The sequence below is a fragment of the Nocardia sp. NBC_00565 genome (genome assembly GCF_036345915.1).
GTDB lineage: Bacteria > Actinomycetota > Actinomycetes > Mycobacteriales > Mycobacteriaceae > Nocardia.
Genome location: NZ_CP107785.1, coordinates 3,352,017 through 3,377,315, shown reverse-complemented (window position 1 = coordinate 3,377,315; position 25,299 = coordinate 3,352,017). Strand labels below are relative to the sequence as shown.

The window sequence follows — 25,299 nt, the reverse complement described above, 5'->3', positions numbered from 1 at the left end:
CTACCGACCGGTGCACGCGATCGAAATCGAGGTACGTGTGATGACTCCGGTCTCGCTGGATCCATTCACCTTCGACCCCTACGACTATCGGTTCCACGACGACCCGTACCCCACCTACGAGCGACTGCGCGCCGATGCGCCGCTGTATCACAATCCGGACCTGGATTTCTGGGCGCTGTCGCGGCACGCCGATGTCATCACGGGGTTTCGGGACCATGTGCGGCTCTCCAGTGCCAACGGCGTCTCCCTCGATCCGGCCGCCTGGGGACCACACGCGCACAAGACCATGTCGTTTCTGGCGATGGACGATCCGCGGCACATGCGCATGCGCCGACTGGTCTTCAAGGGGTTCACCCCGCGCCGGGTCCTCGATATGACCGACCGCATCCAGGAATTGACCCTCGAACATCTTCAGCCCGCCCTCGCCGGTGAATCCTTCGACTGGATCGAGGGTTTCGCGGGCAAGCTGCCCATGGACGTGATTTCCGAACTCATGGGCGTCCCAGAACCGGATCGCGCAGAGATCCGCCGGCTGGCGGATCTGGTCGTACATCGCGAGGACGGTGTGCTCGATGTGCCGATCGGCGCGATCGTAGCCGCACTGCAGTTGATCACCTACTACGGCGACATGGTCGCCGAGCGCCGTGCGAAGCCCACCGACGACCTGACTTCCGCCCTCTTGGACGCCGAGATCGAGGGTGATCGCCTCTCGGAGGAGGAGATCATCGGCTTCATGTTCCTCATGGTGGTCGCCGGCAATGAGACCACCACCAAACTGCTCGGCAATGCGCTGTACTGGGCCGCCCGCAATCCCGGTGAGTACGCCAAGGTGGTTGCCGACCCGGAGCTGGTAACCGACTGGGTCGAGGAGACGCTGCGCTACGACACCTCCAGTCAGATCGTGGCCCGCAGCGCTGCTACCGATATCGAGATGTACGGCCGGACCATCCCTACCGGTGCGAAGGTGCTTTTGCTCATGGGGTCGGCCAATCGCGACTCCGCGGCCTTTCCCGACGGCGACACCTTCCGTATCGATCGTCCGGAGAAGGGGGCGCTGGCCAGTTTCGGTGCGGGCGTGCACTTCTGCCTCGGCGCGCACCTGGCCCGCCTGGAAGCGACCATCGCACTGCGCGAATTCGCTACCCGGGTCAGCGCGTACGCACTCGATGAATCCGGCATCGAGCGCGTGCATTCGACCAATGTCCGTGGCTTCGCCCGGCTCCCCATAATCACGAAGGCCCGCTGATGCCACGTTTCGCACCGCAACCCGAGCGCCGCCCAGCGCTGATCGCCGGCGCATCCTCCGGAATCGGTGCCGCCACCGCCGAAGCCCTGGCCGAACTCGGCCATCCCGTCGTGCTCGGGGCACGCCGCCTCGAGCAATGCGCGGCACTGGCCGCGAAGATCCGTGCCAACGGCGGCGAAGCGCTCGCCCATCACCTCGATGTCACCGACACCGCGAGCGTCGACGCCTTCGCCGCCGCCGCCGAAGATGCCTACGACGCTACCGAGATCCTGGTCTCCGGAGCGGGTGACCTCGTATTCTCACTGGTGCACGAGATGAGCCCCGATCAGTTCCTACGCCAGGTCGACGTGCATCTGGTGGGTGTGCAGCGACTGGCGCATCGCATCCTGCCGGGCATGATCGAGCGGGCGCGCGGTGATTTCGTGATCATCAGTTCCGATACCGCGGGCAACCCGCGCCCCCGTATGGGTGCCTATCCGGCCGCGAAGACCGGCCTGGAAATCATGGCTCGGCAGATGCGGATGGAGCTGGAGGGCACCGGGGTTCGTGCGTCCCTGGTCCGACCCGGGCCGACGATGACCGGAATGGGGATGGACACCACCGCTGAGATCATTGGCCCGGTCCTGGAGGACTGGACCGCATGGGGATTCGCACGCCATCCCGAAATGTTGCGTGCCGCGAACCTTGCCGCCGCCGTTGTGGCGGTCGTTACGGCACCACGCGGTGCCCATATTTCGCTGACCGAAGTTCAACCCGAGGCGCGCGTGCGCGCGAATTGATCCGAAAGCCACCGATGAGAATCTCCGTCGATTTCGATCTCTGCCAGGGGCATGCCGTCTGCGCGACCGAAGCGCCCGGCGTATTTACCGTTCCCCGTCGCGGGAAGGTGGAAATCCTCGACCACGAGCCCGGCCCCGAGGTCCGCGCGGCCGTCGAAGAAGCGGTGCGGTATTGCCCTAACCAGGCGCTGTTCATCGACGAAGGCGACCACTGACCGTGCGCAACCCCGAGAAGGACAACGCCTGTACCGGCGCAGATTTTCGTTTCGTCGACCGCGGGCCTCCTGCGATCCCGATCATCGGCTCGAAGCGTTGCTCAGTCGATGAGCCAGGACGCGACTCTCGGCAGGAGGGGGCGGAGATATGTCCATTCAAGCGTCCAACGGATCGGAATCCACACGGCGTCGCCTGACCGAGAAGCAGGTCGAAACTGTCGAGCGCCTGACCACGGCGGCGGGCGGGATGGGTCATCTGTCCTACGAGCAGGTCGCCGACCGGCTGGAGACGTGCGCCCTTCGGATTCTGGCCTGACTGAACTGCGACCCTTGTTGCGAATTATCAATCATAGTACTGTCTGGACAAATGTCCATACGAAGTCTGGACAGGTTTCCTGAAAGGATTTCCATGACGTTGGTCAAGCCACAGCAAGTGTCCGGAGGCGGGGGCGAATACGGTCACCTCGAGGAGTTCCGCACCGATCCGATCGGCCTCATGCGCCGCGTACGCGCCGAATGCGGCGATGTCGGCTCCTTCGAACTCGCCGGACGCGATGTAGTGCTGTTGTCGGGCGCCGAAGCCAACGAGTTCTTCTTCCGTGCCGGCGACGAGGATCTCGACCAGGGGGCGGCCTACCCCTTCATGAAGCCGATCTTCGGGGAGGGCGTGGTCTTCGACGCCCCGCCGGAACGCCGCAAGGAGATGCTGCACAACCAGGCCCTGCGCGCCGAGCACATGCGCGGTCACGCGAGCACCATCGCGAGCGAAGTGGAGCAGATGCTCGCGCACTGGGGCGAGGAGGGCGAGATCGACCTGCTCGACTTCTTCGCCGAGCTGACCATCTACACCTCCTCGGCCTGCCTGATCGGCGTGAAATTCCGCAACCAGCTCGATCCTCGCTTCGCGCACCTGTATCACGAACTCGAGCAAGGGACCGACGCGCTGGCCTACGTCGACCCCTACGCACCGATCGACAGCTTCCGCCGCCGGGACGAGGCGCGCGCGCAACTGGTGGAACTGGTGCAGGGCATCATGAATCAGCGTGAGGCGAATCCGGCCGCGGGCAAGGACGACCGCGACATGCTCGACATCCTGATCTCGGTCAAGAACGAGGATGGCACCCCGCGATTCTCGGCCAGTGAGATCACCGGCATCTTCATCTCGATGATGTTCGCCGGGCACCACACCACCTCCGGCACCGCCGCGTGGACGATCATCGAACTACTGCGTCATCCCGAACTGCTGGACAGTGTGGTGGCCGAGCTGGACGAGCTCTATGCCGACGGTTCCGAGGTCAGTCACAATGCGCTGCGCCAGATTCCGAATCTGGAGGCGACCCTCAAGGAGACGCTGCGTCTGCATCCGCCGCTGATCATCGTGATGCGCATTGCGTGTGACGAATTCGAGGTGTGCGGACGCCGCATCGCCCCCGGTGAGATGGTGGCCGCGACTCCCGCGGTGTCGAATCGGATTCCGGAGGACTTCCCGGATCCCGACACCTTCGATCCCGGTCGCTACCTCGATCCGCGCCAGGAAGATCTGGTCAACCGTTGGACCTGGATTCCCTTCGGTGCGGGCCGCCACCGCTGCGTCGGCGCGGCGTTCGCGCTCATGCAGTTGAAGGCGATCTTCTCGATCCTGCTGCGGGACTGGGAGTTCGAGTTGGCGCAGCCATCGGATACCTATCACAACGACCATTCGAAGATGGTGGTGCAGCTGGCCCAGCCGTGCCGCGTCCGCTACCGCCGTCGGCGGCGGTGATCCCGACACCCTCAGTCCACAACGACGTCGGCCGTCAGGAGCAAGCTGTGTCAGCGCCATCTCTGCCCGCCGGATTCGATTTCATCGATCCGGCACTATGGGAAACCCGCAACCCCGTCGAGGAATTCGCGCAACTGCGCCGTACCGCACCAGTGTGGTGGAACGAGCAGCCCGACGAGAGTTCCGGTGGCTTCCGCGACGGTGGCTACTGGGTGGTGAGCAGACACGAGGACATCAAAGAGGTCTCACGCAAATCGGACCTGTTCTCCTCGCAGCGAGTGGAAGGGCTCCGCGCCGCACTGGCCGAACGTGCCGAACGCATTGTGCACGCCGCCAAACGTGATGGCGGCGGTGATTTCGTCGAACAGGTCGCCAGCGAGCTGCCACTGCAGGCCATCGCCGAACTACTCGGAGTCCCGCAGGAGGATCGGCGGAAACTGTTCGACTGGTCCAACCAGATGCTCAACTACGACGACCCCGAATACGGTGACGCCGTCACCACCGACGCCTCGACCAACGCTTCGGTGGAGATCCTCGGCTACTCCTGGAACATGGCCGAGCGGCGGCGCGCCGAGCCGGGCGAGGATATCGTGACCCAGTTGGTCAATGCCGACCTCGACGGCGAAGCGCTCGGCTCCGATGAATTCGGCTTCTTCGTGATTCTGCTCGCCGTCGCGGGCAACGAGACCACCCGCAATGCCATCACCCACGGGATGAAAGCGTTCGTCGACAATCCGGACCAGTGGGAACTGTACAAAGAGCAGCGCCCCCGGACCGCCCCGGACGAGATCGTCCGCTGGGCCACCCCCGTCACCGCCTTCCAGCGCACCGCCACCGCCGATACCGAACTCGGGGGGCAGCTCATTCGCGAGGGCCAGCGCGTCGGATTGTTCTACAGCTGACTCAGTACCGCCGCCTGTTGCAACAGGCGTTCACCCGGCCGCGGCTGGAAGCCTACCTGCAAGAACTGCAGCCCCGTATCGTCGACCGTATCGAGCGGTTCCCGGTCGGATCGGTCCGCCTAGCCGATCAGTTCAAATCCATGCTGCTGAGTACCGCACTCGAGGTATTCATCGGCGTCGAGCTGCCCCAGTCCGAGGCCGACCGCATCAATCGGGCCTTCATCACCTGCCTGGAAAGTCTGAACGCCCTGGTGCGGTACCCGATTCCGGGTGGGAAATGGGCGGCGGGCCGCAAGAGCCGTCGCGAACTGGAGGAGTTCTTCCACGGGCTCATCCCGCAGAAACGTAAGGAACTGACGCCCGATCTGTTCTCGGTGCTGTGCCACACCGTGGGCGACGATCAGCACTCGTTCACCGACGAGGACATCGTCAGCCACATGATCTTCCTACTGTTCGCCGCCCATGACACCTCGACCACCACACTGACGACCATCGCCTACAACATGGGCCGATTCCCCGAGTGGCAGCACCGTGCCCGGCAGCGCGCCTTCGACCTCGGGCCGAATCTCACCCATGCGGAACTCGAGGAAATGATCGAGATCGACCTCGTGATGAAGGAATCGCTGCGGATGAACCCGCCGGTCCCCGTGAGTTTCTGGAAGATGCTGCGCGAGCGCCGCGTACTCCGCCCGCACGCCGAGTAGCCGCTTCGGGAAGGGCACGGCCGCGGCGAACTTCTCCGTCGGCAACGCGTTCGTCGATGCCGCGACGTTGCCAACCCGGGCATTGTTCGGGTAGCGCGTGAACCACATGTGGCAGGGAAATCAACGCGAGGGGTGCGGTCGTCGGGCCGGTGTCGGTCGAGCAGTACCTGCCGAAGTGGTTGGCGTAACGCGTCTTTGGCGTTGCGGTCGATGGTCGGCCATACGGTGATCGAGAACAGCCCCAGCAGGAGTGTCGACTGACGGTGCACCAGCCCGCTCGCGCACAGCAGGTCCATTCGGCGAGTTCGATCCGGAGACGAATCTGGCAGCTTGGGTGGCCGCGGTCAGGGCGCTGGTCTACCAGCTTTGCCGGGCCCGACGCCGACGACGGCGGGGTCGGCTGGTGTAGTGGCGCCAGCCGCGCCCGGATCCGCCGCCGACTCCCATGAACATCAGTACTGCTCCGATGAGGAGGATCACGATCCCCGCGGTGACGAGGAGGGAAATGCCGAGCAGGAACCCGGTCACGAGCAGGGCGGCTCCGAGGATCAGGACGGTCATGATGGCTACCTGGTTTCAGTGAATAAGTATGGGGCAGAACAACATCGGGTAGGCCTAGTCGGCCCGCGGGCGGGCGCGTCCACCGGTGGCGAGACTCAGTGTTGGAGGAGGCCTTTCGCCTCGTCTGTTGCCTGTGGGGTGGACTGGTTCCCGGACCGGCCGGGGATTTGGCGCGCGAGGTGCGTGCGCCGGGTGTCGGCCAGTAGCAGGCTGAGTTCGACGAGCCCGATGACGCCGACGGCGATGCCCCAGATCACCATGACGCCTGCGGTGTCGGTGACGTGATAGCCGAACAAGGTCACGTCTCCGGTCAGCGCGTGGGCATCACCGCCGGTGGAGAGCAAGGCGGCGGCCCCGGCGATGATGGCGGCGATCAGAACGAACATGCCGATGACGATGACCATGATGGGGAACCCCGAGCGGTCGGATTGGATCTGTGGATCTCCAGTAGACGCCGCCCAGAACGTGGTGTCAACAGTGTAGGCCTACATTAGAGACATACAATGTTAACTCCCGTGGAGGGACGGGGCGCGCCGTCGTAGCGCACCTCGGAGGGGCTGAGCACGATGCCAGCGCCGGTGACGGCCATCCAGGTCGGAAGCGGGTAGAAGACGAGTCGTTCCGGCGAGTTCATATTCGACGCGGTTCGCGGCGGCATCGTCGAGGTCGCGAGCTGGACTGGTGGCGGCCGGGGGAGTCGAGGTAGGTCCCCATGGGGTCACGTCCGATTGTGTCGATGGCGTATTCGGTGGGCGGCTGATCGGCCTTTCGTCGGATGAACCGCTGTAGTTCACCAATGTAGACCTACAGTGTTGACATCACGTGCTGGGCAGCGTCTACTTAAATGAGCAATAGATCCGAGCGAAGGCGTCGAGGATCGCCATGATCATCACCATCGGGCTGGCCGAACCGAATACGCTTTCGGGTGTCTCGAGTCGCACCGCCCGCCGCGATCTCGGCCCCGCGGGGAACCCCACTCAACCCAGCTCCGTCCGCGTCGGGCGATGGCGCGGGCCGCAGCCCTTCGGCGCACCAGACACCCCTGTTCACACCGGCCATACCGGCAATGCCGCCGCGGCCGATGCATCCGGCACAGCCGCCGGGCAGGGATCCGAAAGTTGGCCTACGCCCCGTCGATGCGAGCCGTGGCCAGCTGTTCGGAGATAGGTCGGCCGGTCCCGGGCCGGTCGACACACCCCGAGGCGCGAACGCCGGTAACCGCGCAGTCTGCCTCTATCTCATGACATCTCAATATATTTCAGAAATCAGGTTCTAGTTCATGATCATTTTCGGAGTCATTCTCCTGATCGCCGGATTCCTACTCGGTATCCCTCTGCTCGTCACCGTCGGGGTCATCGTCTTGCTCATGGGAGCGGCGCTGTGGGTCGCGGGGACCGCGGGCCACGCGGTCGGCGGTCGTCGCCACTACTACTGACCGATCCCGGCGCGGCCGGATCGAGGTCCGGCCGCACCGCTCGGTTCGTCTGCGCGGCAACCCGATTCAGAGCAGGACGCGATGTCCGATATTCGACTACCGGATCGAGACGATCTCGATCCACAAGAAATGAGGTAGTGATGGTGCGTTTGGTGCCGTTGCTGGTGCTCGTATGGCTGATCATTGGCGTGATCGCCGCCGGTCAACGAGGTTACTTCACCGACCGTGAACAGAACTGCGCAAGCCTGGGAACCATCGCGGTGACCATGATCGCCGGTCCGCTGAACTACGCAGGCGTCAACCCCAAAGTGAACAACTGCGAACTGCCCCAACCCAGCCCCTGACAAGACGCCACGATAGATGTCGAAGTCTGCCTGGTTGCAGCATCCGATATCGCTCCGGGCCGAGCCAGTCTCGGTCGGTGCGTCGTGGCGAGACTCACCTAACTCGATCGACCCGGCCCAAACCCCCTACGGCACTGCGGTCTCCGGGCTCGCGGCCATTGTCGATTCATCTGGATCTGATCCGAGGCAGCACCGATGAGCTATCAGTCAACACTGACTTCCCCGACGAGGGCACAACGCACGCGCCGCCGCACCGACAGCTACGACAACATCGAACCCTTGTTTACCGAACTCGCGGAGCTGGACACCGACGACCCGCATCGAGTTGCCTTGCGGAAGGAGCTGATCAGTCGATGTCTGCCCTTGGCCGAGCACATCGCCCGCAAGTTCGCAGGGCGCGGTGAGAACTTCGACGATCTGCTGCAGATCGCTCGGGTGGGGATGGTGGCCGCGGTCGACCGTTTCGACCCGGATCATGGCGCGTCGTTCCTGGCTTTCGCGGTGCCGACAATCATGGGCGAGGTGCGCCGACATTTCCGCGACCACACCTGGTCGGTGCGAGTACCGCGGCGGCTCAAGGAAATCCAGCAGACCATCGTTCCGGCAATGGACAGGCTGTCGCAGCGGTTGGGGCGCACGCCAACAGCCGCGGAGATCGCCGAGGAACTCGGCGTCGACCTGGTCGAGGTGACCCAGGCGCTGATCGCCCGCAATGGCTATCGGACCTCCTCGATCGACGCGTATACCGGCGGCGACAGTGAGTATGCGCCGACGTCGCTGTTGGACACCCTGGGCGCCGAGCAATCGGAGTTCCGCACCGTCGAGGACTGCCTTGTCGTGAAACCGTTGATTGCCGCGCTTCCCGAGCGGGATCGCCAAGTGCTGATGATGCGGTTCTTTGAATCTCAGTCGCAGATCCAAATCGCCGAATCCCTCGGCGTCTCGCAGATGCAGGTCTCTCGGATCCTGGCCAGACTGCTGAGCTCGTTGCGCGAACAGGCATCACGCGACTGAACAACCAGCCGGAGACGGGCGTTCAGAGCCAAGGAGCGGTTGGTGGACGTCCCGCATCCCGAACCAGGAAACGATCCAGCCACCGACAACATCGCAGGAGCTACCACCCTCACCACCACCACCGCCCGCCGAGGAGGCTCCGGCCCCACAGCCGCGGTTTCCGGCGGGCTGCTATCGGTTCCAGCCGGACTGCTGACGCCGACGGACCGCATCAGGGGCGATCCGTCGGCCTGGCGACGAGGGCGGCGCGCTCATCGTCGGTCAGGTGGGTGACGAGCATCGCCTGCCAGGGCGCGCAGCGACCGCCGATCCAGACGCCGGCGGCGGTCTCGCGCAGCATGACCTCCCGGAACTGGCCCCGGTCGGAGTCGGTGATCGCCGCGGCGGCGGTGTCGAATTCGCGCATCTTGTCGACGCGGATGGTGCTGGCCCACCCGATTTGTGCAGGGGTGCCCGTGAGCACCGGCCATCCGGCGGTGCGGGCTGCCTCGGCGTTGGCGGCGTTGATGCGATCGTGCGCACTCATCTAGCCGATGATGCGCCAGAGCACCGACAGACTGGTTCCCGTCATGGCGGGCGGCTTGCCCAGGGTATTTACTGAGAGGACGGCCGAGTTCTCCGAGACTCGCCGATGGCCGTTCGAGGTATGTATGCCGGTATGGCGACTACGCGAGTTCCGTGACGAAGATCTGGATCAGGGGATCCAGATCTGGGAGCAGAGCCGTGCGAGCCGGTCTTCGCGCTGGCGGAGGTGATGGCGGCCGCGCGCGCGGGTCAGTCGGCGGTGGTGGCCGAGGTCGGCGGCGATATGGTCGGGATGGCGGTCGCCCAGATCCATGGCGAGCGGGCCTGGGTCCTGCTGGTGGCGCTGGCGGCGCGGTGGCGGCGGCGCGGTATCGGCAGCGCACTGCTTGCCGAACTGGAGCGGCGGCTGAGGGCGAACGGCGTGCGGCGGATCTGCACGCTCGTACCCGAGGGCGCCACCGGATCTGTGGCGTTCGAGAATTCCGGGTACTTGCGCCGCGCCGGCCTGGTCTACTACGAGCTGCTGGAGCCGTTGGCCCCCGCGCAGTCCACCCTGCTGACCGAACTGGGTGGGCGGCTGCTTCCACCGGGACTGTGGCAGTCGATGGCTGGGATGGACCGAGAGAAGGAGATCATCGAACGCCGGGTCGTGTTGCCTTTGGCGAATCCCGATGTGGCCGAACGTTATCGGGTTTTGCCGCCCAAGAGCGTCATCCTGTTCGGGCCACCGGGGACCGGCAAGACCAGCTTCGCGAAAGCGGTCGCGTCCCGGCTTGGTTGGCCGTTCGTCGAATTGTTTCCCTCCCGGTTGGCCGCCGCGGCGTCGGGAGGGCTCGCAGCCTCGCTGCGCGAGGTATTCGCCGACCTGGCCGAACTCGACAAGCTGCTGCTGTTCATTGATGAGGTGGAGGAGATCGCGGGCACGCGTTCGGGTACGGCGACAAGCCCTGCGCACGGAGTCACCAACGAGCTGCTCAAGCTGATACCGACGTTCCGGGAAAACTACAGTCGCCTGCTGATCTGCGCAACGAACTCGGTCCGCTCATTGGACTCGGCATTCCTGCGGCCCGGTCGATTCGACTATGTGATTCCGGTCGGCCCGCCGGACACACTGGCACGGAACGCGATCTGGCGACGATATCTCGGCCCCGCGGCCGAAACCATCGACCTCGACCATTTGGTGTGCGCCACAGCGCAATTCACCCCCGCCGACATCGAATACGCGGCCCGTGCAGGCGCGCAGTCCGCGTTCGAACGCGCAATGCGCGACGACACCCGCGAACCCGCGACCACCGAGGACTACCTGACTGCGGTCGCCGAAACCCGCCCGACCCTGACACCGGAAATCCTGAGCGCGTTCGAGCAGGACCAGCAGGACTACACCCGACTGTGAGAGCAGGTGTACCCCAGATATGCCAAATGCGGCCGAGGCTTGTGCAGACCTGCTGCCGGTCCCTCATAGGTCCCGGTAGAAACGAGGTGACGTTCAGCGATCGCCCGGTTTCGATTGCACGAACTGGGATGGGAGCGCGTGATCGGTCACGCCTCGATGCCACGGCGCAGGAGCGTGAGACAGCGTTCGATCTGCTCGGGATCGGTGCTGGCCACAGCGATCCCGTTGACCAGCGTCAGAAGGTCGGAGACTGCGACGTCGGCACGCACGGTGCCGGCACGCTGTGCTCGCGTGAGCAACGTCGATGCCGTCGCGCGCATCGCCTCATGCCAACGGTCGAACAACGTCGATCGCTGATCGTCCCGATCGGGTGGGATGGCAAGCGCAAGCTCGCGTTTGGTGGCCACATGCGCAACGAAACTGCGAAGCCACTCGAAGAGCGCCTCATCCGCGGACTCGGCTGCCGACAATGCCGTACCGTCCGCGCACAGCGCGGCCACCTCGTCTGCGTACGCGGCAATGATCAGCTCACGGCGCGTCGGGAAATGTCGATACATCGTGGCGTTGCCGATGCCCGCACGACGCGCTATCTCGTCCAATGGAGCATCCACACCATGCTCGGCGAAAACCTCCCGGGCGGCGGATACCAGTTGGTCGTAGTTGCGCTGTGCATCCGCCCGGAGGCCACGGCGCGGCCCTCGGCCAGTTACCTGATCGCCGAACGACGGCATATCTCTCCTTGCTAACCGGGGAGTTCCCTGGTTACCGTACCGGAAGATATAACTGGGGAGCTCCCTGGTTAGCGGGATATCGACTATGGAGGATCGCCGTGACAGAACCGACCACGGACAGGATGGGGGTCGCCGAGGTGCACCGGCGCATCGTCGAGTTGACCGGTGTAGGGCGATACGAGGAAGCATTAGCGCTGATAGCCTCCGATGTCGTCGACCATCGAGGCGGCGTTTCCGGTGACCATTACGGGTTGGACGCCTGGAAGGACAAATGGGAACACATGGACGACGGCTTTCGGGACGTCTCGGTGACGATCGAGCAGAACCTCTCCTCGAACGAGTTCTCGGTCAACCGCTACACCATCCGCGGCACCCTGGTGGCGTCCGGACGACGGTATGAGGTCACCGGAATCGACATGGTTCGAATACGAGACGGCAAACTCGCTGAGCATTGGGCGCTGATCGACGCCGCCGGCATGCGGCACCAACTCGGCCTGGGCGGCAGTGCCTGAAGGCCGGCAGCAAAGGCGAAACCGCTGCCTCAGCCACCGAATACCGAAATCCTCAGCTCGAGAGAATTCGCTTGCGAAGCAGGTCTGGTCGTGGCGCCGGTCCGCCACGAGCTGGATGGTTCCACGAGGTCCCGTCAGTGCAGCTGGCGGGTATTAGAAGTGGGGATGGGGATCCACGATGTGATCGAGGGCCTCCAGATCCCGTTGCAGAGCGTAGAAGGTGGCCAGGGCGACAGCGAAGGCGAGAAACCCACCGACACACAAGGCTACGATCGAGCCGATCACCGTATGCTGCTGGTGCGGAGTCAGGAACATCAGCCCTACCGGTACACCGATCAGCGGAACCGAAGCCGCCACACCGAGATACAGGCGGCTGCGCAGGATCAGCCGGTGTAGCCGGGTCGAGTCGTCGCGGTAGGTGTGCCCGGCGGCGACCAAACCCGGGTAGTACCAGCGCAAGACGAAGAATGTGGCTGGAAAGTACGTATACACGACCGCCGCCGCGGCCGCGATGAGGCTCGAGGCGATGAGATTCGCCAGCAATCCGGCCGGCAGTGGCCCGAGCGTCAGCAGCTTCACCAGGAAGATGCCTATGGCCAGGATCCATCCGATGAATGCGACGGCAGCGATCCGGTCACCGCAGGCGAGGGTGTCGGCGCGCGCCCGGGCGAGGGTGGCCTCGTCGAAGCGCTTGCCCCGGCGCAGGCCGTCGGGCACGAGGAAGACGTTGCGGCACCAGTACAGCAGCCCGGCGGTCGCGACCGGGAAGGAGATCGCGATTACCACATACCCCAGATGGGTCAACCGCCCGGCGGCCTCGGATCCCAGTTGGAGTTGGATCAGCCGGACGTTGTGCGCCGACAGGTACAGTCCGGCCACGACCTGGCCGAACATGCCCGCCGGAATCACCACCGGTATCGGCCGCATGCGCAGTCGTGCCCGCAGGCTGTGTGCGGGTGGGACGACCAGGTCGCGTGCGGCCCGATCCTGGCTCAATTCCAGCCGCAGGGCCAGTTCGGCGCCGCTGGAATAACGGTCGGCGGGGTCGGACGCAAGGCAGGTGAGCAGTGCATCGCGCAATACCGCAGGGCACTCGGGGGGCAGCTCGGCCTGCAGGTGCGCGTCCACGGGCCGGTGGCGTCGATCGATCATCGCCTGCAGCGATTGCTCGGATTCACCGGCCCCGGGTCCGTCGTTGAACGGTCGCCGTCCGGTGAGTAGTTCCCACAGGACCACCGCCAGCGCGTAGAGGTCGCTGCGGGTATCCAGATCCGCGGCAGTGGTGGCCAGGCTGGGGTGGCAGGCTTCGAGCTGTTCGGGCGACATGTAGGACAGCGAGCCACCGAAGTAGGCAACCGGATTCGCGCCGGGCAGATGCTGGCTGAAGCTGATGTTGAAGTCGGCCAGTTTGGGCTGACCGTCGGCGGTGAGCAGCACATTGGCGGGTTTGACGTCGCGGTGCAGCACACCGTGGCGGTTGGCGTAGTCCAGGGCGGTCGCGAGGCGGCTGCCGAGCCAGGCGACGGTCTCCGGCCAGGTGAGCCGTTCGAGTGCCGCACGCGCGGCCGAGGGCTGCGGCTCGACCACGCCGCCGCTCCTGGTGGCGGCGTCGATAGCCGCCAGCAGCAGTTTGCCGCTGCGTTCGGCCGGTGGGGTGCGGTGCAGCAGTCGCAGCACGCCCAGCAGAGTGCCGCCGGGAACGTACTGCATGTACATGAGTTTCAGATGCTGTTCGGTGATCTGGCGCTGATCGAAGACACGGACGATGTAGTCGTGGTCGAGCTGGGCCAGGGTCTGTGGTTCGGTGCCGCGGTCGTGGGAGATCTTCACCGCGACCAGCCGGCCCATCGATCGCTGCCGAGCCAGGAATACGCGCGCGAAGGCGCCGCGGCCCAGCGGCAGCAGCAGGTCGAAGTCGTCGACAGTGACGCCCGGGGCGATGGTGTCGATGGCATCGAGCGCGGTGGGGTCGGCCAGCAGCGTGGTACGCGGGCCGCTGAGGTCGAAACTCTCGGTGATGCGCGCCATCTGGGTCGGGTAGTCGTGCTGGTATTCGGTCAGGTCGACGTCGTTGCGGCAGCTGCGGGCGCTGATCTCCTCGTAGATGAGGTCCGGCGGCAGCGGAGCAGTGCCCAGTTCCGGGAATTGTTTGCGATAGTCGGCAAGGCGCAGCGCGTCGTCGCTGCGCTGCCAGCGTTCGTGCATATCCACTTTGATCAGCTCGATCAGCACGGTTCGCCGCAGTGCGGGCTCGACCGGCAGGTGAATCGACAGATTGGGCGGTTCGCTCGATGAGTGCCAGCGTTCGGCGAACTGGGCAACCAGGGTCGTCAACGCGGTCTGCGTTGCCGTCGCGCGGACGCCACCGAGGTTGGAGGTGCTCGCGCCGAAATTCTCACCCATCGTCGCTCGCCTCGAAGTTGATCCCGGCTCTCGCACCGAGGGTCGTGGATCGCTCAGATCGGGTAGTCGGCACTTCATCAACAGCTTTACGCCGTTGCCGCCCGCTTGTCCATCCCCATCATCGGCCGGGGCCCCTCCCCGCTCACCTGGTGGGGGAGTGTCAGGACTGAGCGGCACCCTGTTTTGCGTCAAACCGATGGCAGGCTCCCACAGATGGTTGGGTTTATCGCCAGGTCGGTAGCCCTGACTGTGCGAACGCGCTGAAATGCCACATGCCGAGCCGGTCGTGCCCAACCGGCGAAAGGAAAGGCCGTGCCCCGGGCGTGCGACCCTTCGGGCAGCAAGCCGACGTTGGCTAAACAGTTGCGGGCGAATCCAATTGGCGCCGAGCGGGTCTGGCGGCCGCCGTCACTGGCGCCCTCTTGGAGTGCTGAGGCCGGCCGTTTACAAAGCGCGGAGCTGCGGAGCGGTTCGACCGGACGTATTGGTTGTTGTGGAGTGGGCACAGGTCAATTCGTGGCGGTCGTTTCACGCTTCATACCTCCGATAAGGGTGGTCGGATCACCGCCGCCGATGTCGTGGACTGACTGCGCGGAATCCGGTGCCGGTCAGCTGCTTTTCATGAGCGATGCCTGTTACGCCTGTCGCCGAAGCAGGTGTGCTGGATGCGGCAGCGGTGGCATCGGCGTGTTTGACCGAGTATCCGCCCGCCGATGATCGGGTGTGGTTCGGGGTGTTGGTGTCGTGTAGCTCCGGTGAGCAGGCTGGTGTGTGGGAGGCCTCGATTTTCCTCGCCTCAATGGAGATCGACCCCGCGCCGCCGTTGATCTGTCAATTCATCGATCAGATGCGTGCACTGGGTTACCGGGTCGATCCGAGGTGGCGGGTGCCGTCCTCCCGTGGCGGCTCGACGCGTACCAGCCCCGACTGGAAGGCGATTACCACGAGTTGAGCGCGGTTCTGGACACCCAGTTTCGACATGGCGCGCTGGACGTGGGTGCGGACAGTCAGTGGGCTGACGTACATCTTCTCGGCGATCTCCTCATTGGACAGGCCTTGGGCGACCATGGCGACGACTTCGCGTTCGCGGGCGGTGAGGACCTCGAGGGATTCGGCTGCGCTGATACGGCTTTCGGGGCGGGCGAGGTAGCGGGCGATCAGGGTGCGGGTCGCGGTCGGGGAGAGCAGGGCGTCACCGGCTGCGACGGCGCGAATGGATCGCAGGAGTTCTTCGGGGCCTACGTCTTTGCCGAGGAATCCGCTGGCCCCGGCGCGAAGGGCCTGCGCCACATACTCGTCGAGTTCGAAGGTGGTGAGGATCAGGACGCGGGTCTCGCGCAGGGCTGGGTCGGCACAGATCTCCTGGGTCGCGGCCAGGCCGTCGACGCCGGGCATGCGGATGTCCATGACCACCACGTCGGGTTTGGTCGCTCGGGCCAGTTCGACTGCCGCACGGCCGTTTCCGGCGATGCCGACCACCTCCATGTCATCGGCCGAATCGATCAGGAGCTGGAAGGTACCGGCCAGCAGGGCTTGATCGTCGGCCAGCAGTACCCGGATGGTCATGATGTCTTGTCCTCGTGGTCAGGGGTTTCCGGTCGCTCGAGCGGAAGTTCGGTGGTGACTTCGAAGCCGCCGTCGGGCCTGCGCCCGGCGTGCAGGTGGCCGCCGACGGAGACGGCTCGTTCGTTCATGCCGATCAGGCCGTAGCCCTGGCTCTCCGAATCCTGTTCGCCGCGAGCACGTTCGGATACCTTGCCGCCGTCGTCGGCCACACTGATCGTCAGTAGCAACCGGGAGTAGACGAGCCGCACCGTCGCCGCCGCGGTGCCCGCGTGCTTGGTTACATTGGTGAGCGCCTCCTGGACGATCCGGTACGCGGTCAGGTCCGCGCCGGGTGAGAGCGGACGCGGCACCCCGGTGATCGACAGCGACAGGGTCAGGCCGGTCCGCTCGAAAGAGGTGAGCAGTTCCGGCAATTGAGCCAGGCCCGGCGTCGGTTCCAGCGGAGCGTCGGAGTCGTCCTCACGCAGCAGTCCCACGGTGGCCTTGAGTTCCCGCAGTGCCGCGGAGGTGGTGCCGGCCAGTTGATCGAGCATCTCCTGCGCCTGATCCGGTTGGCTACGCAAAAGATATGCGGCAGTGGAGGCTTGGGCGTGTGCGAGGGCCATGTGGTGCGCGACGATATCGTGCAGTTCGCGCGCGATCCGGAGCCGCTCCTCGCCGACTCGCTGCCGAGCCTCCTCCTCGCGGGTGCGTTCGGCCAGTTCGGCTCTCGCGTGCAGGGCCGCCAGGTAGTTGCGTCTGCTGCGCCCGGCTTCGGCGAACGCGCCCGCCACCAGCACTCCGGCGATCAGCGTGATGCGTCCGCCGGTCAGCACCGGCGTGAAATTCTCGATGAGGGAGGTGATCAACAAAGCCCCGCCCGAGATCACCGGTGCGATCTTGGCTGTGCGTAGATCCGATGACCACAGCCCGAGCGAGTACGCCGCGACGAAGGCCGCACCCGCACTGAAGATCGAGACCTCGAAACCCAAGGCACCGATCGCGATACCGCAGGCGGTGGTGACCACCAGCACCGCACGCGGAAACCGCCGCCGCCACAGCAACGTGAGCGAGGCCATCGCCGATAATCCGAACACCGCGAGCGACGCCGGACGGACCACCACCGGACCCTGCCCGTGGCCGTCATCGGCCAACCGGCTCGCGTATGTGGCCAGAGCGCACAGCAGAATGGCGATGACCACATCGACGGCGCGGCTGTGCCGACGCGGCCATTGCGACCATTCGGCGGTCATGTGCGTTCCTCCTTGTCGTTGAGAACCCTAATCGGCAGGTCCCGAAGTGACCGGTAGGCCGCCCACCCGGGACGGCCTACCAGTGCGTTTCCATTCAGGCGCGGGCGGATTCGAGTTCCCGCACCGGTTCGACGGCCTCGGTACGGTTCAGGCTCTCGCCCTCCACGTCCACGTTCGGCAGGATCTTCGCCAGCCACTGCGGCAGCCACCAGGCCTTGTCGCCGAGCAGCGCGAGCACCGCCGGGACCAGGGTCATTCGGACGATGAATGCGTCGAAGAAGACCGCCGCCGCGAGCCCGAGGCCCATCATCTTGATCATCGGTTCCCCACCGCCGATGAATCCGGCGAACACCGCGATCATGATGGCCGCCGCGGCCACCACCACCCGGCCGCTGTGCCGGAATCCGGTGACAATAGCGTCGATCGCGCTCTCCCCGTGGGCGAAGGCCTCACGCATCCGGGTGACGAGGAAGACCTCGTAGTCCATCGCGAGTCCGAACACCACGCCGATCAGGAAGATCGGCATCATGCTCATCACGGGTCCGGTCTGGTGGACTCCGATCAGGTTCGCCAGCCAGCCCCACTGGAACACCGCGACGATCACACCGAACGCCGCACCGACCGAGAGCAGGAAGCCGAGCGCCGCCTTGATCGGTACCGCGATCGAGCGGAACACGATCATCAGCAATAGGATCGCCAGCCCGACCACCACCGCGAGGTACGGCAGGAGTGCGTCGGCCATCTTCTGTGAGACATCGATATTCATGGCGGTCGCGCCGGTGACCAGGATGGTCGCACCGGTGGATGCTTTCAGATCGCCAGCCTCACCGCGTAGTGCGTGCACAAGATCTTTGGTCTCGGTGGACGATGGACCGGTGGCGGGCACCACGGTGAGCATGGCGGCGTCACCTGCCTGATTGAACATCGCGGGCGATACTGATACGACGCCCTCAGTCGCTGCCAGGGTCCTGGATACCTGCGCCAGCGCGGCCTTCGGGTCACCGACGCCCTGCACGTCCACGGCGATGGTGAGCGGCCCGTTGAATCCGGGACCGAACCCCGCGGCGAGCGCATCGTAGGCACGGCGCTGTGTCGTCGAGGTCGGCTGCGATTCGTCGCCGGGCATGCCGAGTTCGAGGCTGCGCACCGGCAAGGCGAGCGCGCCCATACCGAGGAGGCCGATCAGCAGCACTGCCACCGGGCGGCGGACGACGAACTCGGCCCAGCGAGTGCCCATACTGGGCTTTTCCGCTTGAATCGGGTTGGCCGCCAGCGTATTTCCGTCGGCCGGTGTCTGCGCATCAGTGGCTTGGGCCTTGCGGAATGCCCGCGGCATAACCGCCCGCTGAAAGAATCCGAGCAGCGCGGGCAGCAGCGTCAGGGCAATCGCGACGGCGACGGCGACGGTGCCCGCCGCGGCCAGACCCATTTTGGTGAGGACGGGGATACCAACGACGGCCAGTCCAGCCAGTGCGATGACCACGGTGAGTCCGGCGAAAACCACTGCCGATCCAGCGGTGCCGACGGCCCGGCCCGCCGCTTCCTCGGCGCTGTATCCCTCGGCGCGTTCGGTCCGGTAGCGGGAGACGATGAACAGCGCGTAGTCGATACCGACCGCGAGCCCGAGCATCATGGCGAGGGTGGTGGTCGTGGTGGACATGCCGATCGCCACGATCGCGGCGATACCGACGCCGATCCCGACCAGCGCGGTGAGCAAGGGCAGACCGGCGGCCGCGAACGCACCGAAGGTGATCATCAGTACGACGGCCGCGATGGCGATGCCGATGACCTCGGTGGCGGCACCCATTTCAGGCTTGGCCTGCAGCGCGGACCCGCCGATCTCCACGGTGACCCCGGCGGCCTTGCCGGTGTCGACCGCGTCGGTGAGCGCCGTCTTGGTGGCGTCGGCGAGGTTGTCGCTGGTCACGCCGTAGCTCACGGTCGCATAGGCCGTCGTGCCATTCTTACTGACCGCACCGGTCTGGAACGGGTCGAGTACGCCCGTCACCTGCGCACCGCCCGCCACGTCCGAGACGATCCTCTCGACCGCCGCCTTGTTCGGTTCGGAACCGATTTGCTGGCCATCAGGTGCTACGAAGACGATTCGTGCTTGTGCGCCATCGGATTTGGTGCCGGGGAAACGTTCGCCGAGCAGATCGAATGCCTGCTGGGATTCAGTGCCCGGGATCGAGAACGTATCCGGCGGGGCCGTCGGCGCATTGGCTGCCCCGGCCACCAGCGCGGCCATAACCCCTAGCCAGAGCAGGACAACCAGCCGCCGCTTCTCGAACGCGAACCGACCGAGCCGGTACAGGAATTTCGCCATGTCGCCATGGTCGTTCGACGGCTCTGTAGTCGGCATCGTGCGAGTGGAGGCCGTTGCGCGTACTGCGGATGCAGTACGCGCGTCCGCCACGTACTGCATCCGCAGGCTGGGCGCGGCGAAACCGGCGATGATATTGCACGAAAGCGGCCGGTCAGCGCGAAAATGATCGGCCGAGGCCAGCTAGTCGATCTTGGCCATCACATGCTTGACGCGGGTGTAGTCCTCCAGCCCGTACATCGACAGGTCCTTGCCGTGCCCGGACGACTTGAACCCGCCGTGCGGCATCTCGGCGATCAGCGCGGTGTGGGTGTTGATCCACACGCAGCCGAAGTCGAGCGCGGCCGACACGCGGAGCGCCCTCGACACGTCCTTGGTCCACACCGAGGACGCCAGCCCGTATTCGACGCCGTTGGCCCATCGGATCGCCTCGTCTTCGTCGGTGAACGACTGCACGGTGATCACCGGGCCGAAGATCTCGTTCTGGCTCAGCCGGTCATGCTGGAGCAGCCCGCCGATGACCGTCGGCTCGACGTAATACCCGTGGTCGCCCTGCCGGTGCCCGCCGGCCACGACCGAAGCGTGATCGGGCACCTCATCGAGGAAGGCGAGCACCCGCTGTAGTTGGTTGGCGTTGTTGACCGGTGGCACCCAGGCGGTCTCGTCATCGGCGGCCTTGCCGAATGTCGTTGTTGCACTGCCGGCTTGCTCGGCCAGCGCCGCGGTCAAATCATCGGCCACCGACGCGTGACCGAGCACCCGGGTGGCCGCCGTGCAATCCTGCCCGGCGTTGAAATAGCCCGATGCCGCGATGCCCTTGGCGGCAGCAGCAATATCGGCGTCGGGGAACACGATTACCGGCGCCTTGCCGCCCAACTCCAGATGCGTGCGCTTCAGGCGGCCTCCGGCCGACTCCGCGACCGCACGGCCCGCGGCCACCGAACCGGTGATCGACACCATCTTCGGGGTCGGATGCGCCGCCACCGCCGCGCCGGTCACCCGGTCACCGGTGACCACGTTGAGCACGCCTGGCGGTAGGTGCATGGAAGCCAGCTCGGCCAGCATCACCGTCGTAACCGGGGTGGTGTCGCTCGGCTTGATCACGACGGTGTTGCCCGCCGCGATCGCGGGAACAAACTTCCAGATTGCCATCATCATCGGGTAATTCCAGGGCGTCACCTGCCCGATGACGCCGATCGGCTCCCGGCGGATCCACGAGGTATGGCCCGCCAGGTACTCGCAGGCCGACTTGCCCTCCAGAACCCGTGCCGCCCCCGCGAAGAACCGGGTCTGGTCCAGCATCTGCGGGATCTCCGCGGCCAAGGTGAGGTGGTTCGGCTTGCCGGTGTTGCGGCCCTCGGCCTCGACAAGCGCGTCGGCGACATTCTCCAACTCATCGGCGAAATCGAGCAGCGCCTTCTGGCGGTGCGACGGCGTCGTGCGTTTCCAGTCGCAGAACGCCCTGGCCGCCGCTGCGTACGCGTTGTCGATGTCCTGTTCGTTAGACGCCGGGGCGGTGCCGTACTGATCGCCAGTGGTGGGGTCGACGAGCGCCGTCGTCGCACCGCCGACCGAGTCGACGAGCTTGCCGTCGATGAAGTTCTGGACGACTGTCATGGTGCTGCTCCTCGGTTGCTTTGTTCAGTTGACAATCCTCTGGCGCGGGGCATTCGGTCGCCTTGGCATCTGGTCGCTGTCGCCTGCTACTGCTTGCTCAGTAGCATTTCGATGTCATCGACACCGAAAGGATTTAGCATACCGCTTTTGTCACTGCTGAGGACATGCATCCGGAGCCTGCTTATTTGCTGTGATTAGCATCGTTTCGTCAACCATTGCGACGACTTTTGTCTTCGCCACAATGTTGTCATTCAGTGCACTCGCACACATCGCACTGAAAAATGACAGATTTGTTGCGAATCCATGCGCGAGAGGGGACTCGAGCACAGATCTACAACGGGATTGCCCCCGGTTTGGTTGATTCCTTGACCTGCCCGAGGAGAAGGAATCAACCAAACTGGGGGCAATCCCTTCGCTCCTATTCCTCGTGGAACGGTGACATGTTGGGGAAGATTGTTGCTGCGTCGCTTGCTGTCGGCCAGAGACTCTGTGCGGTTCCCATCAATACGGCGGAGCGCTCGTCGTTGGCTTCATCCCTGACTACCCATGCCAGTGCCTGGAGATTGAAGCGGAGTATCTCGACCGCGCGCTCGAGAGAACCGCGCGCTCGAGAGAGGAGCATGCGCGGGTGACGTTGCCGCGGATGAGGGCGAAGCTGCCGTCGGCGCAGGTGCTGGTATTCGCCAGTCTCTTGTAGCTTCTGTCGGCCGTAGTCGCGCAGTGTTTCGAACATGCGGGAAGCGCACGACCGTGTCCGCCCGGACCAGGATCGACTTGTCCACTAGAGAGGTCAGCACATCGAGCGCACTCTGCGGTGCCAGGTCCGCGCCGGAGACCTGCTCGACGGCGTCGAGTTCGAAGCTGCCGGCAAACACCGAGAAGCGAGCCCACAACCGCTGTTCGGCCGGGGCACACAGCTCATAGCTCCAGTCGATACACCATTGCAGCGTCTGCTGCCGCGTCGGTGCACTATGACTTCCGCGGGTGAGTAACGAGTAGCGGTCATCGAGATGTCGCAGGATCTGTTCTGGCGACATAGAGCGCAGGCGTGCGGCGGCCAACTCGATCGCGAGGGGGCAAGCCGTCCAGGCGGGCGCAGATCTGGGCTACTGCGGCCTTGTTTCCCTCAACTCGGATGACACAACCGCTGTCTAGGGCATGGGTCGGAGGTAGGTGGCTGCGTTGGAACATTTTGGACTTCTACGGCCAGCAGATCAAGCGGCTTCCGGAGTACACCGAGCTCACCAAACCTGTTGCACCACAGACGACCTCGCTGTCCTAATCCCTACACAGCGACTGGTTCGCAATGCTCAATCAACAGCCGAATCGGCGAGGGGTGTCGGGCGGCCAATCGAAGTAAGCCACACACCAGGCAGATGCCTGAGAGCCACACCCGACACCCGACGCATCCGGCCCGGGCAACGCACCCCACGATCCCGTGTGGCGGGATCAGTCCAGATGGGCCGACAGCAGCCAGGCCGGAACCGACTTGCGGCCACTGGGTTCGTCGCGCATACCCTCGAACCGGAAACCCGTGTCCGCCGGCAACACCGCAGGCAGATCGCCATGGATTCGCGCCGGCCTGATCTCATCGATCACCCAGTACTTCGACACCACCTCACGAAGCTCGTCGGCGGTGACCGGCGATGGACCCGGTTCAGGCACTTCGGGCAGGGCGGCCCGGTCGAACACCAGCACGAAATACGCCGCGCCCGGCGCGGCGGCGCGCACAATCGACTGCTGATAGCCCTCCCGTGACTCGACCGGGATCGAATGGAACAAGGTGCTGTCGACGATGGTGCCGAAGCGGCCGTCGTAGCCGGTGAAGGAGGCGATGTCGGCGACCTCGAAGGAGGCGTTGACCAGGCCACGCCTGGCGGCCTCGGCGCGGGCCAGCTCGACCGCGGTCGGCGACAGATCCAGGCCAACGGTGGTGAAGCCCCGCTCGGCCAGATGCAGCGAGATCGCCGCTTCCCCGCATCCGACATCGAGGACATCGCCATGGAATCTGCCCTGCTCGATCAGCGCGGCGAGTTCCGGCTGGGGTTCCCCGATACTCCACGGCGGCTTGACGCCCGGCCCGAACGGGCCGCCGGTACCTCGGTAGATTTCTTCGAATTCGAAATCATGAGGGGTTGTCATAGCCAATGAATATCAAGGAACCTGACACATGTTTGGGACGTGGCCCGCGACGCGCTCGGACTGCTCAGGAACCGGTAACGCTGTCGGTGAGAACCTCAGGTGGCCTCGGTGCCGGTTACCGTCGCGTCACCGTCACTTGCACGGTGTCCTGTCCGGGGCTGGTGGTGAGTTGAAGTAGCTGGGCATCGGGCACCGACACGACGTCGGCGCCCTGGATTTCGACCTGGTAGCCGTCGGGGTAGTTGCTCTGCGGCAGATATACCTCGGTGCGGGCTTCACTGGGGAACGGTTGCCCGGAATCGGCGCGGCGGTCGTTGTATCGGATGGTGAACGTCCCAGTCGCGCTGTCGTAGTGCCACTGCAGCGGGGTGCCTGCGATTGCACGTGGATATGGCCGGATGATCGCCGGGTCTATCAGGTTGGGTCCGGTCGGTGGCTCCTGGGGATGACGAGGTGTCTGATTCTGCGGTTGGGACCAAAACAGCCAGGAAACCATGTTGTCGTCGAATGTATCGGCGAGACGAGTCAGCTTCGCCGAATCCTTGGTCGCGCCGAACTCGGTCACCAGCCCGACAACGCCGTCCGCGGCGGCGCGATCCAATCCGTTGCTCGGGCAGTTGTCGTTCTGGCCGAAGCAGTAGTCGTGAAAGCTCAACCCCGCGTTCGGATCGCCGGTGGGATTCGGCATCCAGACCGGCGTACCGAAGTCGTTGGTCATGGACGGCTCGTAGAACAGCTGGTGTTTCGGGTCGACTCGGCGGATGGCGTTCATCACTTTCGCTTCGAACGTCGCGAGCGCACCGCGCTCGAACTGGGGGCAGCCATGCGGAATGCAGGTCGGGTATTCCCAACCGGGCCACGGCTCATTGATCAGGTCGTAGCCCAGCACGTACGGCTCGTCTGCGAAGCGTTGCGCGACATGCGCCCACATGGCCGCATAGTGTTCCTGCAGTCCGACGCCATCGGGCGCGGCGTGATCGTGCCAGAAGTTCGCCCACGTTTGATTTTGTGCGGGGCTCGTCAAGTAGACCAACGGAAAGCCTGGGTTGGGCTGCAATGGGAACCCGTCGGTGAACGTCGCCCAGTCGGGGAACCCACTCCAACTCGCGCCCACCGACTCGTTGAACGCGTCCTGATGGGATACGACAAGGCTGTAGATGTTGTACCGGGCCAGCAGCTGCTGGGTCTGCTCGATCTGCGCGATGTAGTTGTCGTCGTAAATGCCGGGCCGCGGCTCGACCGCGTTCCATGCGAAACCCAGCCGGACCGCGTTGAAACCGTTCTCCGCCAGGAACTGGGCGTCGTTCTCCCCGAAACCTCCCGCTGCGGGGAAGTACGGCGGGTACTTGTAGACCATATTCACGCCGTGCAAGGTGACCACCCGGCCCTGTTTGTCGGTAAGCCAGCGACCCGCGTGCCCCAGTTCCGGAGCCGTCGGTGTCGCCGCGGCCGGTGTGGCCAGTCCCAGCAGCAACATGACCAACCCGAGACACCGCGCCGTCGAGAACATGATGGTCATCGCGCAAACCTTTCGACGAGTACGCGCCGACGGCACTTCTACGGCGCTGACGACTAAAGCGAGAAACGCTCCGATACGCGGCGGCCCTTACCGGCCGATCCGCAAGATGTCAGTGCCCGGAGTCGAACCCTCTTTTCTGTATCCCCAGGTACGTCTAATGCGGTCGGACCGGCTGTTACCCGCGGGCATGCCTTGGTCCTGGTGCAGTGGATCAATCCGAACACGGTGGTCTAGACCATGGCGCTGATGCGGAAATGCTATATATCGCTGGCCGGATTCGATCACGACACTCCGCTGCACGCCGACGAGGTCGCATGCCTCGACCAGTTCTCGTAACCAGTCGACTATGTCCGGCGGAACCCGCTGTGGCTCGG

The 25,299-nt window shown here is 64.9% G+C and carries 21 protein-coding genes and 4 pseudogenes; 12 read left to right on the top strand and 13 right to left on the bottom strand.

Annotated features, from left to right (window positions below; translation table 11 throughout):
• Positions 1-40: 40 nt before the first annotated feature.
• From OG874_RS16095 to OG874_RS16065, 7 genes and pseudogenes are all read left to right on the top strand, one after another.
• The gene (locus OG874_RS16095) at positions 41-1,246 is read left to right on the top strand and encodes a cytochrome P450 (RefSeq protein WP_330255948.1); all 1,206 of its coding nucleotides are present in this window, start codon (positions 41-43) and stop codon (positions 1,244-1,246) included.
• The gene (locus OG874_RS16090) at positions 1,246-2,025 is read left to right on the top strand and encodes an SDR family oxidoreductase (protein WP_330255947.1); all 780 of its coding nucleotides are present in this window, start codon (positions 1,246-1,248) and stop codon (positions 2,023-2,025) included. The genes OG874_RS16095 and OG874_RS16090 overlap by 1 nt, the downstream gene beginning before the upstream one ends.
• A gap of 14 nt (positions 2,026-2,039) precedes the next feature.
• Positions 2,040-2,240, top strand: coding sequence for a ferredoxin (locus OG874_RS16085; protein WP_330255946.1), 201 nt, complete (start codon positions 2,040-2,042; stop codon positions 2,238-2,240).
• A gap of 148 nt (positions 2,241-2,388) precedes the next feature.
• On the top strand, positions 2,389-2,556 hold the full coding sequence (locus tag OG874_RS16080; RefSeq protein WP_330255945.1) for a hypothetical protein: 168 nt from the start codon (positions 2,389-2,391) through the stop codon (positions 2,554-2,556).
• 93 nt (positions 2,557-2,649) lie between these two features.
• The gene (locus tag OG874_RS16075) at positions 2,650-4,002 is read left to right on the top strand and encodes a cytochrome P450 (protein ID WP_330255944.1); all 1,353 of its coding nucleotides are present in this window, start codon (positions 2,650-2,652) and stop codon (positions 4,000-4,002) included.
• 47 nt (positions 4,003-4,049) lie between these two features.
• Positions 4,050-4,901 (top strand): annotated as a pseudogene (locus tag OG874_RS16070) (steroid C27-monooxygenase); the annotation flags it as partial.
• A pseudogene (locus OG874_RS16065) lies at positions 4,799-5,497 on the top strand (cytochrome P450); the annotation flags it as partial. The pseudogenes OG874_RS16070 and OG874_RS16065, both read left to right, overlap by 103 nt.
• On the opposite strand, the gene OG874_RS44735 reads toward OG874_RS16065, so the two are convergent.
• From OG874_RS44735 to OG874_RS16055, 3 genes are all read right to left on the bottom strand, one after another.
• On the bottom strand, positions 5,401-5,904 hold the full coding sequence (locus tag OG874_RS44735) for a GPP34 family phosphoprotein (RefSeq protein ID WP_442943350.1): 504 nt from the start codon (positions 5,902-5,904) through the stop codon (positions 5,401-5,403). The pseudogene OG874_RS16065 and the gene OG874_RS44735 overlap by 97 nt on opposite strands.
• A 61-nt stretch (positions 5,905-5,965) precedes the next feature.
• Positions 5,966-6,169 carry a hypothetical protein gene (locus tag OG874_RS16060; protein WP_330255943.1) on the bottom strand — a complete coding sequence of 68 codons (204 nt, stop codon included), beginning with the start codon at positions 6,167-6,169 and terminating at the stop codon, positions 5,966-5,968.
• Positions 6,170-6,264: 95 nt separating this feature from the next.
• The gene (locus OG874_RS16055) at positions 6,265-6,573 is read right to left on the bottom strand and encodes a hypothetical protein (protein WP_330255942.1); all 309 of its coding nucleotides are present in this window, start codon (positions 6,571-6,573) and stop codon (positions 6,265-6,267) included.
• A gap of 875 nt (positions 6,574-7,448) precedes the next feature.
• Here OG874_RS16055 and OG874_RS16050 point away from each other — a divergent pair.
• The 3 genes from OG874_RS16050 (at position 7,449) to OG874_RS16040 (ending at position 8,962) form a co-directional block, all read left to right on the top strand.
• Positions 7,449-7,604 carry a DUF6131 family protein gene (locus OG874_RS16050; RefSeq protein WP_330255941.1) on the top strand — a complete coding sequence of 52 codons (156 nt, stop codon included), beginning with the start codon at positions 7,449-7,451 and terminating at the stop codon, positions 7,602-7,604.
• Between the two features lie 140 nt (positions 7,605-7,744).
• Entirely contained in the window at positions 7,745-7,948 is a 204-nt protein-coding gene (locus OG874_RS16045; RefSeq protein ID WP_330255940.1) for a hypothetical protein, read from the top strand.
• Between the two features lie 195 nt (positions 7,949-8,143).
• Positions 8,144-8,962 (top strand): RNA polymerase sigma factor SigF, encoded by an 819-nt coding sequence (locus tag OG874_RS16040; protein WP_330255939.1) that lies wholly within the window; start codon positions 8,144-8,146, stop codon positions 8,960-8,962.
• Between the two features lie 211 nt (positions 8,963-9,173).
• On the opposite strand, the gene OG874_RS16035 is transcribed toward OG874_RS16040, so the two are convergent.
• Positions 9,174-9,488 (bottom strand): hypothetical protein, encoded by a 315-nt coding sequence (locus OG874_RS16035; RefSeq protein ID WP_330255938.1) that lies wholly within the window; start codon positions 9,486-9,488, stop codon positions 9,174-9,176.
• A 124-nt stretch (positions 9,489-9,612) separates the two neighbouring features.
• Between OG874_RS16035 and OG874_RS16030 the strand changes: the two are divergent.
• Positions 9,613-10,880 (top strand): annotated as a pseudogene (locus OG874_RS16030) (ATP-binding protein).
• A 146-nt stretch (positions 10,881-11,026) separates the two neighbouring features.
• On the opposite strand, the gene OG874_RS16025 reads toward OG874_RS16030, so the two are convergent.
• Entirely contained in the window at positions 11,027-11,611 is a 585-nt protein-coding gene (locus OG874_RS16025) for a TetR/AcrR family transcriptional regulator (RefSeq protein WP_330255937.1), read from the bottom strand.
• 98 nt (positions 11,612-11,709) lie between these two features.
• Between OG874_RS16025 and OG874_RS16020 the strand changes: the two genes are divergently transcribed.
• Complete coding sequence (locus OG874_RS16020) at positions 11,710-12,123, top strand: ester cyclase (RefSeq protein WP_330255936.1); 414 nt, start codon at positions 11,710-11,712, stop codon at positions 12,121-12,123.
• Positions 12,124-12,276: 153 nt separating this feature from the next.
• On the opposite strand, the gene OG874_RS16015 is transcribed toward OG874_RS16020, so the two are convergent.
• The 8 genes and pseudogenes from OG874_RS16015 to OG874_RS15980 form a co-directional block, all read right to left on the bottom strand.
• Positions 12,277-14,526 carry a serine/threonine-protein kinase gene (locus OG874_RS16015; RefSeq protein ID WP_330255935.1) on the bottom strand — a complete coding sequence of 750 codons (2,250 nt, stop codon included), beginning with the start codon at positions 14,524-14,526 and terminating at the stop codon, positions 12,277-12,279.
• Positions 14,527-15,387: 861 nt separating this feature from the next.
• Positions 15,388-16,092 carry a response regulator transcription factor gene (locus tag OG874_RS16010; protein ID WP_330255934.1) on the bottom strand — a complete coding sequence of 235 codons (705 nt, stop codon included), beginning with the start codon at positions 16,090-16,092 and terminating at the stop codon, positions 15,388-15,390.
• On the bottom strand, positions 16,089-17,324 hold the full coding sequence (locus OG874_RS16005; RefSeq protein WP_330255933.1) for a sensor histidine kinase: 1,236 nt from the start codon (positions 17,322-17,324) through the stop codon (positions 16,089-16,091). Before OG874_RS16005 ends, OG874_RS16010 begins: the two co-directional genes overlap by 4 nt.
• Positions 17,325-17,418: 94 nt before the next feature.
• A complete protein-coding gene (locus OG874_RS16000) occupies positions 17,419-19,650 on the bottom strand; it encodes an MMPL family transporter (protein ID WP_330255932.1) in 2,232 nt (743 codons plus the stop codon).
• 180 nt (positions 19,651-19,830) lie between these two features.
• Positions 19,831-21,264: an aminobutyraldehyde dehydrogenase gene (locus tag OG874_RS15995; protein ID WP_330255931.1), complete on the bottom strand. Its 1,434-nt coding sequence runs from the start codon at positions 21,262-21,264 to the stop codon at positions 19,831-19,833.
• A 658-nt stretch (positions 21,265-21,922) separates the two neighbouring features.
• Positions 21,923-22,392: pseudogene (locus OG874_RS15990) on the bottom strand (ATP-binding protein); the annotation flags it as partial.
• A 321-nt stretch (positions 22,393-22,713) separates the two neighbouring features.
• Positions 22,714-23,406 (bottom strand): class I SAM-dependent methyltransferase, encoded by a 693-nt coding sequence (locus OG874_RS15985; RefSeq protein ID WP_330255930.1) that lies wholly within the window; start codon positions 23,404-23,406, stop codon positions 22,714-22,716.
• A 115-nt stretch (positions 23,407-23,521) separates the two neighbouring features.
• Positions 23,522-24,925 carry a cellulase family glycosylhydrolase gene (locus OG874_RS15980; protein ID WP_330255929.1) on the bottom strand — a complete coding sequence of 468 codons (1,404 nt, stop codon included), beginning with the start codon at positions 24,923-24,925 and terminating at the stop codon, positions 23,522-23,524.
• Positions 24,926-25,299 lie beyond the last annotated feature (374 nt).

What these genes read in the sequence shown, in the direction of transcription:
- OG874_RS16095 (WP_330255948.1), top strand. Translation starts at nt 41, where the DNA reads ATGACTCCGGTCTCGCTGGATCCATTCACCTTCGACCCCTACGACTAT.
- OG874_RS16090 (WP_330255947.1), top strand. Translation starts at nt 1,246, where the DNA reads ATGCCACGTTTCGCACCGCAACCCGAGCGCCGCCCAGCGCTGATCGCC.
- OG874_RS16085 (WP_330255946.1), top strand. Translation starts at nt 2,040, where the DNA reads ATGAGAATCTCCGTCGATTTCGATCTCTGCCAGGGGCATGCCGTCTGC.
- OG874_RS16080 (WP_330255945.1), top strand. Translation starts at nt 2,389, where the DNA reads ATGTCCATTCAAGCGTCCAACGGATCGGAATCCACACGGCGTCGCCTG.
- OG874_RS16075 (WP_330255944.1), top strand. Translation starts at nt 2,650, where the DNA reads ATGACGTTGGTCAAGCCACAGCAAGTGTCCGGAGGCGGGGGCGAATAC.
- OG874_RS44735 (WP_442943350.1), bottom strand. Translation starts at nt 5,904, where the DNA reads ATGGACCTGCTGTGCGCGAGCGGGCTGGTGCACCGTCAGTCGACACTC.
- OG874_RS16060 (WP_330255943.1), bottom strand. Translation starts at nt 6,169, where the DNA reads ATGACCGTCCTGATCCTCGGAGCCGCCCTGCTCGTGACCGGGTTCCTG.
- OG874_RS16055 (WP_330255942.1), bottom strand. Translation starts at nt 6,573, where the DNA reads ATGGTCATCGTCATCGGCATGTTCGTTCTGATCGCCGCCATCATCGCC.
- OG874_RS16050 (WP_330255941.1), top strand. Translation starts at nt 7,449, where the DNA reads ATGATCATTTTCGGAGTCATTCTCCTGATCGCCGGATTCCTACTCGGT.
- OG874_RS16045 (WP_330255940.1), top strand. Translation starts at nt 7,745, where the DNA reads ATGGTGCGTTTGGTGCCGTTGCTGGTGCTCGTATGGCTGATCATTGGC.
- OG874_RS16040 (WP_330255939.1), top strand. Translation starts at nt 8,144, where the DNA reads ATGAGCTATCAGTCAACACTGACTTCCCCGACGAGGGCACAACGCACG.
- OG874_RS16035 (WP_330255938.1), bottom strand. Translation starts at nt 9,488, where the DNA reads ATGAGTGCGCACGATCGCATCAACGCCGCCAACGCCGAGGCAGCCCGC.
- OG874_RS16025 (WP_330255937.1), bottom strand. Translation starts at nt 11,611, where the DNA reads ATGCCGTCGTTCGGCGATCAGGTAACTGGCCGAGGGCCGCGCCGTGGC.
- OG874_RS16015 (WP_330255935.1), bottom strand. Translation starts at nt 14,526, where the DNA reads ATGGGTGAGAATTTCGGCGCGAGCACCTCCAACCTCGGTGGCGTCCGC.
- OG874_RS16010 (WP_330255934.1), bottom strand. Translation starts at nt 16,092, where the DNA reads ATGACCATCCGGGTACTGCTGGCCGACGATCAAGCCCTGCTGGCCGGT.
- OG874_RS16005 (WP_330255933.1), bottom strand. Translation starts at nt 17,324, where the DNA reads ATGACCGCCGAATGGTCGCAATGGCCGCGTCGGCACAGCCGCGCCGTC.
- OG874_RS16000 (WP_330255932.1), bottom strand. Translation starts at nt 19,650, where the DNA reads ATGGCGAAATTCCTGTACCGGCTCGGTCGGTTCGCGTTCGAGAAGCGG.
- OG874_RS15995 (WP_330255931.1), bottom strand. Translation starts at nt 21,264, where the DNA reads ATGACAGTCGTCCAGAACTTCATCGACGGCAAGCTCGTCGACTCGGTC.
- OG874_RS15985 (WP_330255930.1), bottom strand. Translation starts at nt 23,406, where the DNA reads ATGACAACCCCTCATGATTTCGAATTCGAAGAAATCTACCGAGGTACC.
- OG874_RS15980 (WP_330255929.1), bottom strand. Translation starts at nt 24,925, where the DNA reads ATGACCATCATGTTCTCGACGGCGCGGTGTCTCGGGTTGGTCATGTTG.